General features: G+C 59.9%; 15 protein-coding genes. 7 read left to right on the top strand and 8 right to left on the bottom strand.

The genetic code is table 11. The annotated features are described in order from the left end of the window. Window positions 1-129: 129 nt before the first annotated feature. The 3 genes from N1037_02225 to N1037_02215 form a co-directional block, all read right to left on the bottom strand. The gene (locus N1037_02225) at window positions 130-507 is read right to left on the bottom strand and encodes an aspartate-semialdehyde dehydrogenase (GenBank protein ID UWS79859.1); all 378 of its coding nucleotides are present in this window, start codon (window positions 505-507) and stop codon (window positions 130-132) included. A 128-nt stretch (window positions 508-635) separates the two neighbouring features. Then, complete coding sequence (locus tag N1037_02220) at window positions 636-1,658, bottom strand: aspartate-semialdehyde dehydrogenase (GenBank protein UWS79858.1); 1,023 nt, start codon at window positions 1,656-1,658, stop codon at window positions 636-638. Between the two features lie 79 nt (window positions 1,659-1,737). Continuing rightward, window positions 1,738-2,910 (bottom strand): MFS transporter, encoded by a 1,173-nt coding sequence (locus tag N1037_02215; GenBank protein UWS79857.1) that lies wholly within the window; start codon window positions 2,908-2,910, stop codon window positions 1,738-1,740. Between the two features lie 140 nt (window positions 2,911-3,050). Between N1037_02215 and N1037_02210 the strand changes: the two genes are divergently transcribed. After that, window positions 3,051-4,199: a DUF3095 domain-containing protein gene (locus N1037_02210; protein ID UWS79856.1), complete on the top strand. Its 1,149-nt coding sequence runs from the start codon at window positions 3,051-3,053 to the stop codon at window positions 4,197-4,199. A 61-nt stretch (window positions 4,200-4,260) separates the two neighbouring features. Here the strand turns inward: N1037_02210 and N1037_02205 are convergent, their stop codons facing one another. Next, window positions 4,261-4,911, bottom strand: a complete 651-nt coding sequence (locus N1037_02205; protein UWS79855.1) for a carbonic anhydrase — start codon at window positions 4,909-4,911, stop codon at window positions 4,261-4,263. Window positions 4,912-5,086: 175 nt separating this feature from the next. Here N1037_02205 and N1037_02200 point away from each other — a divergent pair, with 175 nt between their 5' ends. The 3 genes from N1037_02200 (at window position 5,087) to N1037_02190 (ending at window position 7,945) form a co-directional block, all read left to right on the top strand. Continuing rightward, window positions 5,087-5,446, top strand: coding sequence for a hypothetical protein (locus N1037_02200; GenBank protein UWS81295.1), 360 nt, complete (start codon window positions 5,087-5,089; stop codon window positions 5,444-5,446). A 328-nt stretch (window positions 5,447-5,774) separates the two neighbouring features. Then, entirely contained in the window at window positions 5,775-7,175 is a 1,401-nt protein-coding gene (locus tag N1037_02195; protein ID UWS79854.1) for a leucyl aminopeptidase family protein, read from the top strand. 5 nt (window positions 7,176-7,180) lie between these two features. Continuing rightward, a complete protein-coding gene (locus N1037_02190) occupies window positions 7,181-7,945 on the top strand; it encodes a C40 family peptidase (GenBank protein ID UWS79853.1) in 765 nt (254 codons plus the stop codon). Between the two features lie 18 nt (window positions 7,946-7,963). On the opposite strand, the gene N1037_02185 is transcribed toward N1037_02190, so the two are convergent. From N1037_02185 to N1037_02175, 3 genes are all read right to left on the bottom strand, one after another. Continuing rightward, the gene (locus tag N1037_02185; GenBank protein ID UWS79852.1) at window positions 7,964-8,302 is read right to left on the bottom strand and encodes a DUF2794 domain-containing protein; all 339 of its coding nucleotides are present in this window, start codon (window positions 8,300-8,302) and stop codon (window positions 7,964-7,966) included. A gap of 84 nt (window positions 8,303-8,386) precedes the next feature. Beyond that, entirely contained in the window at window positions 8,387-8,812 is a 426-nt protein-coding gene (locus N1037_02180) for a hypothetical protein (protein UWS79851.1), read from the bottom strand. Window positions 8,813-9,091: 279 nt separating this feature from the next. Further along, window positions 9,092-9,793 carry a metalloregulator ArsR/SmtB family transcription factor gene (locus tag N1037_02175; GenBank protein UWS79850.1) on the bottom strand — a complete coding sequence of 234 codons (702 nt, stop codon included), beginning with the start codon at window positions 9,791-9,793 and terminating at the stop codon, window positions 9,092-9,094. Window positions 9,794-10,102: 309 nt separating this feature from the next. Here N1037_02175 and N1037_02170 point away from each other — a divergent pair, with 309 nt between their 5' ends. Then, window positions 10,103-10,642 carry a cytochrome c gene (locus tag N1037_02170; protein UWS79849.1) on the top strand — a complete coding sequence of 180 codons (540 nt, stop codon included), beginning with the start codon at window positions 10,103-10,105 and terminating at the stop codon, window positions 10,640-10,642. 191 nt (window positions 10,643-10,833) lie between these two features. On the opposite strand, the gene N1037_02165 is transcribed toward N1037_02170, so the two are convergent. Continuing rightward, entirely contained in the window at window positions 10,834-11,460 is a 627-nt protein-coding gene (locus N1037_02165; GenBank protein UWS79848.1) for a TetR/AcrR family transcriptional regulator, read from the bottom strand. 615 nt (window positions 11,461-12,075) lie between these two features. On the opposite strand from N1037_02165, the gene N1037_02160 reads away from it, so the two are divergent. Together N1037_02160 and fghA are read left to right on the top strand one after the other, a co-directional pair. Further along, window positions 12,076-13,005, top strand: a complete 930-nt coding sequence (locus tag N1037_02160) for an AEC family transporter (GenBank protein ID UWS79847.1) — start codon at window positions 12,076-12,078, stop codon at window positions 13,003-13,005. A 136-nt stretch (window positions 13,006-13,141) separates the two neighbouring features. Then, entirely contained in the window at window positions 13,142-13,975 is an 834-nt protein-coding gene (fghA, locus tag N1037_02155) for an S-formylglutathione hydrolase (GenBank protein UWS79846.1), read from the top strand. The last annotated feature ends 21 nt before the right edge of the window (window positions 13,976-13,996 follow it).

Raw genomic sequence — 13,996 nt, 5'->3', positions numbered from 1 at the left:
TGCCGAAGCTTCGCCACCTCAAGAAAGCAAAAACGGCGCCGTTCTGGCACCGTTTTGAACCTCATTGGCTGCGCGACGCAGACTGCACGCGGGCAGCGCCAATGGGAAGAGCATAGTCCCTGGATCAGATCAGTGCTGCGCCACAGGGGCAGCTGCCATCATGCGGGTTGGCGCCTTGCGCACCGGACGCACCCGTTTGAACCGCTGTTCCAGATCTGCGGCAGGAAAGCCCAAGAAGGCACAGGTGCAGATTTTGACATGGCTCTGCGCGTCATAAAGATGCATATGGCCCTTGGCACGTTTCATGTAAAAGCCCTTGCCCTGCAGCCCCGAGCGCAGCTCTGACCAGGTTTTGGCCTCTTGGAAATGTGGCGTCAGCATGATCCGCAACTGGATGGCCATTTCGGTATCCATACGGTCCTGATCACTGGCGCTTGACCAGGCCGTCTGTTGCATGGCTGCGTCGCCGGTTGTCTGTGTTTCGCGTTCAAAATCTTTCGAGTACATGGCTCAAACCCCGTTTTCATATCCCACCCTCAGGATATTGCGTTATGTGGCCAGATTTGGGCAGCCCTGCAAAAGTTTAAGGGCCGCCTCTTGCGAAGCAGCCCCCCTAACCTAAAGTGTAAAAAGCTTTAGCCTTTTTTGAGCACTTCCCGGCCCAGTAGTTCGGCAATCTGTACCGCGTTCAGGGCGGCGCCTTTGCGCAGGTTGTCGCTGACACACCAGAAGTTCAGGCCGTTATCAATGGTGGAATCCTGGCGTATGCGGCTGATAAACGTGGCAAAATCACCAACGCATTCAACCGGGGTCACATAGCCACCGTCTTCGCGCTTATCAATCACCATGATGCCAGGTGCCTCGCGCAGGATGTCGCGGGCCTCGTCTTCGTCGAGGAAGTCTTCTGTTTCAATATTGATCGATTCAGAGTGGCCAACAAAGACAGGGACTCGCACACAAGTGGCTGTGACCTTGATGGATTTGTCGATGATCTTCTTGGTTTCGGCGACCATTTTCCACTCTTCCTTGGTGGAACCGTCGTCAAGAAAGACGTCAATATGCGGAATCACATTGAAGGCAATCTGCTTGGGGTAGACCTTTGGCGGTACTTCTTTGGTCGGGTTGTAAATCGCCTTGGTCTGCTCCCACAGCTCGTCGATCGCCTCTTTGCCCGATCCTGACACAGACTGATAGGTCGAGACCACGACGCGTTTGATCTTGGCCCGGTCATGCAAAGGCTTCAGCGCCACAACCATCTGCGCGGTCGAGCAGTTGGGGTTGGCGATGATGTTCTTCTTGGCATAGCCATGCACCGCCTCGGGGTTCACCTCGGGCACGATCAGCGGCACATCGGGGTCGTAGCGGTAGAGCGACGAGTTATCAATCACCACACAGCCCGCTTTGGCGGCCTTGGGGGCGTAGATCTTGGTCGCGTCAGAGCCCACGGCAAACAGCGCCATGTCCCAGCCGGTGAAATCAAAGGTGTCGAGATCCTGGGTCTTCAACGTCTTCTCGCCGAACGTCACCTCGGTTCCCAGCGATTTACGGCTGGCCAGAACGGCAACCTCATCCGCAGGAAACTGGCGCTCTGCCAGGATGTTCAACATTTCGTGGCCCACATTGCCTGTGGCGCCAACGACGACGACGCGATAACCCATTTTGTTTCTCCAGTATCATCCGGCCTCATGGCCGGCTGGGGTCTCATATAGGCAATTGCCCTGCATTTAAAGGGCTTGGTCAGTCCAGCCGGTCGCGGCTGAACAGATAAATCACACATCCCACCGCCAGAGACAGCGCAAAGAAGCCAAAAATCGCCAGATAGGGCGCTGCCGGGGCTGCTCCGGCCATGTTCGAATGCAGCCTACCAGAGGCAAACTGCATGATTCCAACGCCGCCGATGCCAAAGAAGTTGAGCAGCGTCACCCCCCGCCCCACCAGATGCGGCGGCACAAAGGCGCGGCCATGGGCAATGATCACTGGGAAAGAGCCGCCCACAAAGCCCACAAAGGCCATCACCGCGATGGGCATCCAGATCGGCGCGCCCGTCACGGACATCAGGGCAACCATTGCCAGCACACCTAGCGCGTTACCGGTAAAGATCACCCATTTGCGGCTGCCAAAGATCCGGTCCAGCGGCCCATAGGCAAAGGTGCCCGCCACCATGGCCACGCCCATGACCAGCGCCGCCAGCCCGACCTCGCCGGTGCTCAGCCCGTAGACATCGGTTAAGTAGGGGCCGATCCACAGTCCCCGCAGCGCGCCAGAGGGCGCATAGCAGACAAACATCAAAGGGAAAATCGCCCAGAGCACCGGCATCTTCAGCAGCTCCAGCACCGATCCTTTCTGGCCGCCCTCAGGTTTGGCCGGATCCTGCACCGTCAGGAAAATACCCGCAGCCACCAACCACGAGGCCAGCGCCAGGGTCCAGAGCGTCGCCCGCCAGCCAAGGTGCTCCACCGCAAAGGCCGTCGGGTAAGAGGCCACCAGATTGCCCACCGACCCCATGCCCAGCATCAGGGCCGCCAAAGTGGCAAAGCGGGCCGCCGGGTATTGGCGCGCAAAGATGTAATATGACGCCATCAGAACCGGCGAACAGCCGATGCCGATAAAGAACATCGCCATGCTGACATGAAAAGGCGATGTCGCCAGTGCAAAGACCGCCGCGCCGCCAGAGCCGCCCAGAAACAACAGCCAGGCAGAGGTCCGGCGTGGTCCCAGATGGTCCAGCGCCCAGCCCACCGGCAGCTGCATCGCCGCAAAGGACAAAAACCACATACCAGACGCATCCGCGAGATCACTGGGCGTGGCGCCAATATCCTGTCCCAGCACCGTGGTCAGAACCCCAAGAAAGGCGCGGAAAAACTGGCTCAGCACATAGGCCAGGCACAACATGATCAATCCAGCCTGCATCTTGAACGCTCCCTTTGGGTAGATCTCTTGCTTTGCGCGTCCATTGAGCATTTGTTGTCACATGTTCGCGACGCGAGCTTGCATGTTTGCAGCCTGGGTACAATTGTTTTGATACCTGACAGCAGAGATTGAGACGGATGATGCATACCGCCAAATTTTACGAATCTCTGCCCCGGCAGAGGCATTTTTCCAGCCTGACAAAGCCAGCAGCCTTTACCCCGCTTCCGGATGACTGGGTGATCTGCTGCAGCGATATCGTCGATTCCACCGGGCTGATTGCCGCCGGGAAGTACAAGACCGTCAACATGGTTGGGGCCTCGGTGATTGCAGCCATGCTGAACGCGCTCGACGGCGCCGCCTTTCCCTATGTCTTTGGCGGCGACGGGACCTCGTTTGCGGTCTCCGCTGCGCAGGCTGCGACGGCACGGCGCACTCTGGCCCGTCTGCGCCGCTGGGTGAAACAGGAGTTTGGCATTGCCCTGCGGGTGGCGATGATCCCCGTGCACGAGGTGCGGGCGCAGGGGCTGGATGTCACCGTGGCCCGCCATGCGGTCTCGGATAATGCCGACTACGCGATGTTTTCAGGCGGCGGCCTCGCCTGGGCCGAAGATCAGATGAAGCAGGGCCATTACGTCATCCCCGAAAACACAGACGAGACACCACCAGATCTGACCGGCTTGTCCTGCCGCTGGAACACGATTCCCGCACGCAATGGGCTGATCCTGTCGCTGGTGATGGTGCCAGGGCCGACGGCAACAGCGTCGCAGTTTTCCAGGGTGGCGGCAGAAATCCTGACCCGGACAGCAGCTTTGGCGCGGGGCGGCCACCCGGTCGCCGCCGAAGGACCGGGGATCGCCCTGCTGCCACGGGGGCTCGGTCTGGAAGCCAAACTGACCCATGGCACCGGATCAGTGCTGCGCAAGTGGCTTAGTCTGATGGTCGGCACCATGCTGACGAGCTGGTTGTTCCGCCACAAAAAGCCCATGGGCCAATTTGATCCAACCCACTACCTTGCGGTGATGAGCGACAATGCCGACTATCGAAAGTTCGACGACGGGCTCAAAATGACCATTGATTGCACCCCAGATCTGCAGAGCGAGATCACGGCGATCCTGCAAAAGGCCCAGACCGCCGGGCATATCCGGTTTGGCCTGCATGCGCAGGATGAGGCCCGACTCACCTGTATCGTGCCCTCCGCAAGCAGCGATGATCACGTCCATTTTGTCGATGGCGCCGCAGGGGGATACACCCGCGCCGCCAGCAATATGGGTAAAATTCAAAGAGAATAAGCCGGAGTATCTGCTCCTGGCGCATCCCCCAATGACGGGCTTTGGGGGGCCAGGCTTGCAATCAGACTTTCTGAAACAGACCCGCCTTAGGATCGTAGCATTCCAACCCGCCTTCTCCGATGTCGGTCCACAACCCATGCAGGCTGAGACTGTCGCCTTTGACAGCCTCCGAGATAAAGGGAAAGGTCATCAGATTTTCCAGCGATGCCACAACCGCCTGACGTTCAAACTGGCGCGCCTGGTGGTCGTCGTCCTCGATTTCGGCAACCAGATCGAACTTGGGCTTAAGGATATCCATCCAACGCCCGACAAAGCTATCCTTGGCTTCCAGGGTTGGCGCATGGCCTTTGCACATATCAATACAGCCCTGCACGCCGCCACATTGCGAATGGCCCAGAACGATAAGATGCGAGACTTTCAGCACGGTTACAGCATATTCCACCGTCGCACTGGTGCCGTGGTAATCGCCATCGGGCGCATAGGGCGGGACCAGATTGGCAATATTACGGTGGATAAAGAACTCCCCCTGATCGGCGCCAAAGATCGAGGTCACATGGACCCGGCTGTCACAACAGGAAATCACCATCGCCCGAGGCCGCTGTCCTTCGGTCGCGAGCCGGCGATACCACCCCTGGTTCTCCGCATAGGAGGTGGCCTTCCAGCCGTGATAGCGGGTGACCAGATAGCTGGGTAGAGGTTTGGCAAATTCCATTGAGAGCATCCTCTTGTGAGTGTTCGTGGCGCTAATATCCTAAATTGATCGCAAATTCGAGGGATTTGAACAGTCCGGTGGAAACCTTTTGACAACCACTGGCAGGCAAATTGGCCTCGTGCCGTGGGGGTACAATAAATTTAGGGTGAATGTGGTGGCTAATATACTCACTGTCATGCAAGCAGAGAACGTGCATCTTGATCCAGACAAACTGGGCGAGCTGTACGCGCAACTGGGCGAAGCCGGAGCCGAAGATGTCGTTTGTCGCGCCATCGAGGAACTGGCTGTGCGCCTGACGCATTGCGAACGACTTTGGCGTCAGAACAACATGGTTGATCTGCGCAAAAACGCGCGATCCTTGATCGCAATCGCGGAACAGATCGGGATGAGCGCCATGGCGTCCATTGCCCGCGATGTCACCGCGGCAATTGATAACGAGGACGCACCCGCCGTGGCCGCGATCCTGTTCCGGCTCCTTCGGGTCGGCGAGCGCTCCCTGACAGCTGTCTGGGATCAGCAAGACATTACCGTTTGAACGCCTAGATCAAACGCCAAGACCAAACGCACTTTCTGAACGGCTTGACCCAACAGGAAGACAGACCACTAGAACTGTAGTGTAAAATGCCTACATGCCAGGCCGCCCTGGAGACCTAAATGGTCTCCGGCGGCCTTGGCCTGTTTGAGGGCCTGTTTTGATGTCCTGCACCAAGGCTGAGTATCGCCGCGCAGATTTCCCTAGAATTCTGGCAGCACCAAAACTCTGGCAACACCTAAAACTCTGACAACAAATGACAGGCGGCACTTGCAGGCAGCGGGCAGGCAGATACTCTGACGTCACCTGACGCCCAACCGGAGTATCCTTTATGGCCCATTGCTTTGCACCAGTCTCTGACACTGCTGTCCCCCTCTCTCTGATGGAGCAGGATCAGCTGCAAGGCTGGCTACAGAATCAGCCCGCGTCACTCCAGGATTGGGTCACGACCAATGGCTTCACCGCAGGCAGCGGGCAGGCGCTGTTGGTTCCGGGAATCGATGGTGCTGCGCCCTTTGCTCTGGCGGGCTATGGCACAGCCACGCAGCGCAGGCGCCAACGCTTTACCCTGGCCGCCGCCGCAGAAAAACTGCCTGCAGGCTGCTATCAGCTACAGACCAAGACACCGGGCCTGGCCCAGCTGGACACCGAAACACTGTCGACGGAATGCCTTGGCTGGCTGCTGAGCCAATACCGTTTTGGCCGCTACAAAAGCACCACACCGATGGCGGCAAGCCTGATCGCCCCGGCGACGGTTGATGCCGCCGCGATCGAATCGCTGGCCGCTGCCGAATGGCTGACACGGGATCTGATCAACACCCCCGCCGCCGACATGGGGCCTGCCGAATTGGAGGCCGCAGTTGAGGCCCTGGCGGCTGAGTTTGACGCCTCCGTCGGGGTGATCACCGGCGCTGATCTGCTGGAGGCGAATCTGCCGCTGATCCATACGGTTGGCCGCGCCGCAGATCAGGCACCACGGCTGATTGACCTGCACTGGGGCAGTTCCGGGCCAAAGCTGACCCTGGTGGGCAAGGGCGTCTGCTTTGACACCGGCGGGCTGAACCTGAAACCCGGCGCCAGCATGGGATTGATGAAAAAGGACATGGGTGGGGCTGCAAATGTTTTGGGTCTGGCGCGGATGATCATGGCAGCCGGGCTGCCAATTCAGCTGCGGGTGCTGATCCCCGCAGTGGAGAACGCCGTCTCTGGCAATGCCTTCCGTCCCGGTGATGTACTGCCCTCGCGCAAGGGGCTGACGGTTGAGATCAACAACACCGATGCCGAGGGCCGCCTGGTGCTGGCCGATGCCCTGACCCTGGCGGATGAGGGCGATCCTGATCTGGTGATCTCGATGGCAACCCTGACCGGGGCTGCACGGGTGGCGGTTGGCCCGGATCTGGCGCCGTTTTACACTGATCACGACGCGGATGCCGCCGCGCTGGCGACCCAGGCAGCCCCGCAGGCGGACCCGGTCTGGCGGATGCCCTTTCACGCCCCCTATGAGAGCATGATCGAGCCCGGTATTGCCGATCTCGACAATGCACCTGCGGGTGGGTTTGCCGGCTCAATCACCGCCGCCCTGTTCCTGCGCCGCTTTGTCGGCGAAAGCCGCTATATGCATTTTGACATCTACGGCTGGACCCCCAACGCCGCGCCGGCCCGGCCCAAGGGCGGCACCGGCCAGGGCTGCCGGGCACTGTTTGCCGCACTGCCCGACCTGCTGGGATTGTAAGCACCATGTCAGAGAGTGGCTCAGAATGTGCACGTATTGCCCTGCCTGTTGTTGACCTGTTGCGCGCCCCCGACGGGCCGCGTGATCGGCAACTTTTGTGTGGTGAGGCGGTAGAGATCCTGGATCAGAATCAGGGCTGGGCCCATATTCGCGCCACCAAGGATGGCTACCACGGCTATCTGCCCGATGCGGCCCTGGCCCCGGCGCAAACCAACAGCCATTGGATCAGCGCCCCAGCCAGCCACGCCTATAGCGCTGCCGATTTCAAATCCCCCGACCTGGCCGCGCTCAGCTTTGGCAGTCAGGTCCTGGTCTCAGGCTTTGAGGGCAGATTTGCAAAAACCGATCAGGGCTATATCCCAAGGGTGCATCTTACCCCGATGGAGCAGCAGCTGCGCGATCCGCTGTCTGTGGCCATGGGGTTCCTTGGCACACCTTACCTTTGGGGCGGCAACAGCCGCTTTGGCATTGATTGCTCGGGGCTGGTGCAACTGGCCTGCCTCGCCTGTGGCATTGCCTGCCCCGGCGACAGCGGCCCACAAGAGCGCCAATTGGGAACACTTCTGCCCCCCGGCAGCGCCTATCAACCTGGAGATCTGTTGTTCTGGAAGGGCCATGTTGCCTGGGTTCACGACCCCGACACCCTGCTACATGCCAATGTCCATGCCATGGCTGTGGCGCTGGAACCGTTGCAGCAGGCGATTGCCCGCATTGCCGACCAGGGCGACGGCCCAGTAACGGCACACCGGCGGTTGCCGCAGATCGGCTGAGCCACACCGGAGCGCTGGCTATTTAACCGCCCGGATGAGTTTGCGTTCCAACACCCGCAGCACCGCCTTCAGGTCGCTGCCGCGTTTCAGGATCTGGCCATCCATCCCCACCACCGCATAAAGCCCCTGACGATTGCGCAGTTTGGGGTGTTTTTCGATCCGGTACAGCGGATTTTCAGCGGTGCGGCGAAACACTGAAAACACCGCAAGCTCCCGCAGGCAGGAAATCCCGTAATCACGCCACTCTCCGGCGGCCACCATACGGCCATAGAGCGACATGATCACCGACATCTCACGTCGGTCAAAGGCCACTTGCTGCGGGATAGGCACGCCCGGCTTGGGCGGAATGGGATCCATAGTCATATCCTGAGAATCGCCGCAACGACGAGATTAATCAAGGTGTTTTGCACCTGCCCGACCTCAGCCTACGCAGGCCCTGCCTCAACGATGCGCCTCCGGCACCCAATCGGCGGTCTCCTGGTTCCAAAACCGGTTTGGGTTTGCCTCATCCTGGCCGCGTCGATGCAGGCTGCGCGCTGCCGCAATCAGCTGGATCACCGGTTCTTCATAGGGGTGGGCGTGGTAAATGGCACAGAGCAGCGGCTCCAACGCTTGCCCCTGCTTGGGCACAAAGATCTGCAGCTCGACACAGGCCACCGCGACGGCCTGATCCGTGGCCCGGTTGCGGGCCTGTGGCAGGGTGCGAAACTGCTGCACCCCGGCGCGGGTGGTAAATGCCACTTGATCGTAGTCCCCCCAGTGCAATGGCTCCTGAGACAGCACCGCCTGCAAAACCCGCCCGGCGGCCTCCTGTGGCACCTGAACCAGCACCCGTGTGCCCTGTTCGATGCTAGGCTCTGGACCCATTAATCTTACATGCTCAGCGGCTATTTCACGAGATTTCAGGGGCTTGGGGTGCGCAGCCAATAGTGGTTCTATTTGCAAGCGATCCGAGACATTGAAATGAAGTGAAATCGTTGCCCTTCGGGTTTGACGGATTTTCCCGCTGGACGCGTCACATCTGATTGAAATAGAACCACTATTCCTGCGCAGATGCTCCTAACCAGCGAAAAATCTGTCAAACTGAGCACGTAAGATGAATGGGTCCAGAGCCTAAAGCGGTCGCAGTGGATTGTGTCAAAGACCTCAGGCATTGGTCAGTTCCTCACAGCGTAGTCCAAGAATGTTCTCCAGCGCCCGTGCCCCGACGCCGGTCATCTGCAGCCCGCGTTTGTGGCTGTTGCGCGTCACCCAGCCCTGATCAAAGAAATGAGCAAGGATCTGTTTTCCCAGCGGACCTGCTACATGCAGCTTGCGCTCGGTCCAATCCATGCAGGGGCGGGCAAAGGGCTGGCGCGCCTGCGCAGATGCAGGCATTTGCGGCGGGTGCACGCCCAGCTTTTGCCAGGTCTCGTGGCCACAGACGCGAAAGCCGCCGTTTTCCTCGACCAGCATGCCTCGGTCCAGAACTTGCCCGGTGATAGCCACCGCCAGAGGGCCCGCGAGGTGGTCATAGCAACTGCGCAGCGGGGCAATATCGCCCGCCTTGCGCCGCTGGGCCAGATGCAGATGAGAACTGGGCGCGATGGCCGCCAGCTGCTCCAGCACCCCGGCCACCTCGCTATTGGCGAGGCGGTGAAACACGCAGCGCCCGCGTTTCTCGGCCAGGACCAGCCCGGCGTTTTGCAACATGCGCAGATGCGCCGTGGCGGTCTGGGCGGTGATGCCCGCCGCCGATGCCAGTTCCTTGTTGGTGAAAGACCGACCCTCCATCAGCTCACAGAGCATCCGGGTGCGGCTGGCATCGCTCAGGGCCTGGCCAATGATATCAAAGCGTGGTGTTGTCATGTCCCAAGGCTAGCCCTTTGCGGCCCCCCTGCCCATAGAATTCCCTTCGCTGCAGAGCGAACAATGCGTGAGGGGGTGCGCCCATAGGCACAGGCTCTCTTGTTGGCAGCCCGAAGCCCATCGCAGTACCATCCAGCCGCTGCCGCGCAAGTTTAACGCAGAAATAACCTGAGTGGTGGAGACTGCTCCGACCATGGCCAGGCAAGCAGCCAGCAGGCGCCCGGCACCCTGCCCGCTTTTTGGTCTCAGCTTTCGTTTTGGTCAAACGCTCCCTGTTTGGCCATGCCCACTCTTGGTGGAGAAAATATAATGACCTCTGGTTCCAACCCCCGTCACAAGGGGACACGCCACCGTTTTTCCGCGCTTGCCAAGCGGGTCTGTCGGCGGATGATCGGCGCTTTCAGTGCTCTCGGCCTGTGCTTAGGCTTGCTCAGCGCTGATCTATATGCCGGCAGCGCGGTGATCACCGATAAACAGATTCAGGCCCGTCTGGCCTTGATGCGTCAACAAAAAGAAGCGCTCCTCAGCCTCAGCGAAATGATGGCGGGGCGGCGGGTCTTCACCCCCCAGACGGCCAAGGCCGCGCGGCGGGTCCTGATGAACAACACTCGCAAGATCCCCAAACGTTTTTCCAAGCAGCGCATGGACCCCAATTCCTATGCCCGCCCCGAAATCTGGGTCCAGTGGCAGGATTTTGAGGCCCGCGCCGAGGTCGCACAACAGGCAGCAAAACAGATCAGCGCCAATTCTGTGAACGGGCTGCGCCGCAGCCTGCCAACGATGATACGGGCCTGCCACAGCTGCCATCAAACCTATCGCACGACGCCCAATCAGGCGATCACGCATTAACCCGGTTGGCAAGACATAGGGCGGGATGGCCCGGCAGTGAAGCCGGAGAGGCGAGCCTGCCAGGCGTGGCTCCAACTGACGGGGCTTTCGCTGTAGGGTTACACTGGAGGGCCTGCCGAAATACGCAGTAAGCCGACCTATCCGTGTCCACGGCAGGCACTGGCAAGGCCCGCAGATAGCCCCCGCGGCGGTTAGATCGAAAACACAGCATAGCGGGCGAGAAATGTATCAACCGCGCCTTCAATAATCCTGCTGCGTTCTTCCTCTGTAAAGCTCGCGTCGATGTTGAACAGAAAACGCGGCACAAGATCGGCGCGGCAAAGTTCGGCAAACTGATCGGCAGCGAGGTCAAAATCCTCGATCTGCAACTCGCCCCTTGCGGTGGCGCTGCGCAGGTAATCGCGAATTTTGCCGCGAATCAACAATGGACCGCTCTCATAAAACTGGCGTCCAAGGTCAGGAAAGCGATCAGCCTCAGCCACGCAGATACGAAACATCCGCAGGCCAAAGTCAGACAGGCTGATGGACAAGATATGCCCAGCTGCAGCTCGCAAAATTTGACGCGGAGTACTGGAACAAGTCGCCAGATCCATCGGCGCGTCCGCCTGTCGAGCACATTCGCTGCGGGCGACCTCCATGAACAACAGACGTTTATCCGGAAAATAGCTGTAAAGCGTCGCCTTGGAGACCCCGGCCGCGCGTGCAATATCGTCAACGCTGGCGCCTTCAAACCCATCTGCCAAAAACACCTCACGCGCGCCCTTGAGAACCTGATCAAACTTCCGTCCGGTTCGCAGAATGCTGGCGTGTTTGTTCATGGCTGACCTCGTGGCACTGGCGGGATGGAACCACCACTCTAACCGAGAGAACGGTAGCGCAACACCATTCTCTTTGCTCTCGTTTCGCGCCTGTCCAAGAGGCCAAGCTCAAGCGCTTCTTAAGTGACCTGCAGGGCCAAGCGCTCCCGCCCACCCTTCAGCCTTCTGGCGAAGGCTGGGGCCGTTGGGGGTGGCGCCGCGCTGCCGCGCGGCGCGGTCGCGCGTACCAAAGCCCGTCCCGTCTCTCGCAGACCTGCCATCCGGGCCTGCCGCCCCGTCTGTCCCCGCTCTGTCACCCCCATCCGTCACCCGCGTCTATCCCCCTCTGTTACCCAGACTGCCTTCCGCTTTCCCGAGCCAAAACACCACAGTGGGCCGCTTGTTTGGTCCAGATCTCAAACGGGAAAATCTCAAATCGGACGAGCCCCTCCTGGGGCGGATCAGGGCTGGATCACCCACGCCGCGCGGCAGCGCGGCGCCCGGCCCAACGGGAGGCGGGCATCTGTGATGCCCAAACGACGGGCGGGAGCCCCCCTTTGCTTTTCCCTGCTCCTTTGCAAACAACGCCCAGCTTTCCATCTTGCCTTTTTACCAAAAGCCGCTACCACTCTGGCAATGGCCGATATTTTCTTCAGAACACTACCCTTCTTTGCAATCATCGGCCTCGGCTATTGGGCGGGTCGAACGCGGTTCTTCACCGAAGAGGCCACCGCCTATCTCACCAAATTCATCTTTTTCTTCCCGCTCTCGGCGATGATCTTTCGCTTTTCCGCCAATCTCTCCTTTGCCGAGATCTTTGATCCCGACCTGGTTCTGGCCTACCTGGCAGGCACTATGGCGGTCTATCTGCTGGTCACGCTTGTTGCTCTGCTGCGCCGCCTGGACATGCCCACCGCCGCCGTCGAGGCCCAATGCGCCGCCATCGGCAATGTTGGCTTTTTGGGCCTGCCAATGATGGCCATCCTTTTTGGTGAGGCCTCCATAGCGCCGATGATGCTGGTGCTCAGCGTTGATCTGGTGGTGTTTTCCTCACTGATCGTCATCCTGATCAACCTTGGGCGCGGTTCTGGCCTGGGGGTGGCAACGCTCAAGCTGGTGCTGCTCGGACTGCTGCGCAATCCGATGATTCTGGCCATCTGTGCCGGCCTCGCCTGGTCCGCCTCTGAGCTCCCGATCCCGGAACCGATGAACGATTTTCTGTCGATTTTGGGTGGGGCTGCCACTCCCGGAGCACTGTTTGCCATTGGTGCTTCGCTGGCGTCAAAATCGGCGGAGCGGATGCAGATCGCCGTCTGGATCAGCTTTGCCAAACTGGTGCTGCACCCGCTCTGTGTCGCGCTTTGCGTCATCCTCCTGTTTCCGGTCAACAGCTACTCTGCCATGGTGGCCATTGCAGCGGCCTCTCTGCCGGTGGCGGGCAACGTCTATATGCTGGCACAGCATTATGGCGTGGCACCACACCGGGCCTCGGCGGCCATTTTGATTTCCACCCTCGTCTCCATCTTCACCGTGCCCATGGTGATCGCCTGGGTCACGCAGCTGTAGTCACCCGCTTTTTGCCCCCACAATTCAGGTTATTGTAACGCGATTGCCGCATTAACTGGTCCAGCTGTCGCGCCTCTACTGGACCCGCGCCGTCCTGACAGGTAGCGATAGGGCAACCATAGATAGGAGCGGCTCCATGGAAACCATTTCGCAAAACAAAGCCTTTGGTGGCAATCAGGGCGTCTACCGCCACAAAAGCACTGCCACCAACTGCGACATGACCTTTGGCCTGTTCCTTCCAGAAGAAGCCAAGGACGGGCCAGTGCCAATCCTGTGGTATCTCTCGGGCCTGACCTGCACCCATGAAAACGCCATGACCAAGGCCGGCGCCCAGGCCTGGTGCGCCGAACAGGGCATCGCCATCGTGTTTCCCGACACCAGCCCCCGTGGGGAAGGGGTCGCCGATGACGCCGCCTATGACCTGGGCCAGGGCGCAGGCTTTTACGTCAACGCCACCCAAGAGCCCTGGGCGGCGCACTACCAGATGTGGGACTATATCGCCGAAGAGCTGCCCGCGCTGCTGGCGGAAAACTTTGCCATCGACCTTGACCGCCAGGCCATCACCGGCCACTCCATGGGGGGCCACGGCGCACTGACCTTGGCAATGAACCTGCCGGGCCGGTTCAAATCGGTCTCGGCCTTTGCGCCGATCTGCAATCCAACCGGCGCCGACTGGGGCCGCAAGCAGCTCACCGCCTATCTGGGCGAGGATGAGTCCACCTGGACCAAGCATGATGCCTCATTGATGATGCGGGAGACAGGGTTTGACGGACCGGTGCTGATTGATACCGGCACCACCGACCAGTTCATCGACCTGTTGCGTCCCGAAGCCCTGGCCGCCGCCTTGGCTGAAAAGCGGCAAGAGGCCACCCTGCGCCTGCAGCCGGGCTATGATCACAGCTATTTCTTTGTCTCCAGCTTCATGGAAGATCACGTCACCTTCCACGCCGAAGCCCTGTACCGGGATTAAACCATGAACACTGCCGCCTCC

The organism is Phaeobacter sp. G2 (assembly GCA_025163595.1).
In the GTDB taxonomy this organism is placed as follows: domain Bacteria; phylum Pseudomonadota; class Alphaproteobacteria; order Rhodobacterales; family Rhodobacteraceae; genus Pseudophaeobacter.
This window is presented reverse-complemented; position numbering and strand designations above follow the sequence as displayed.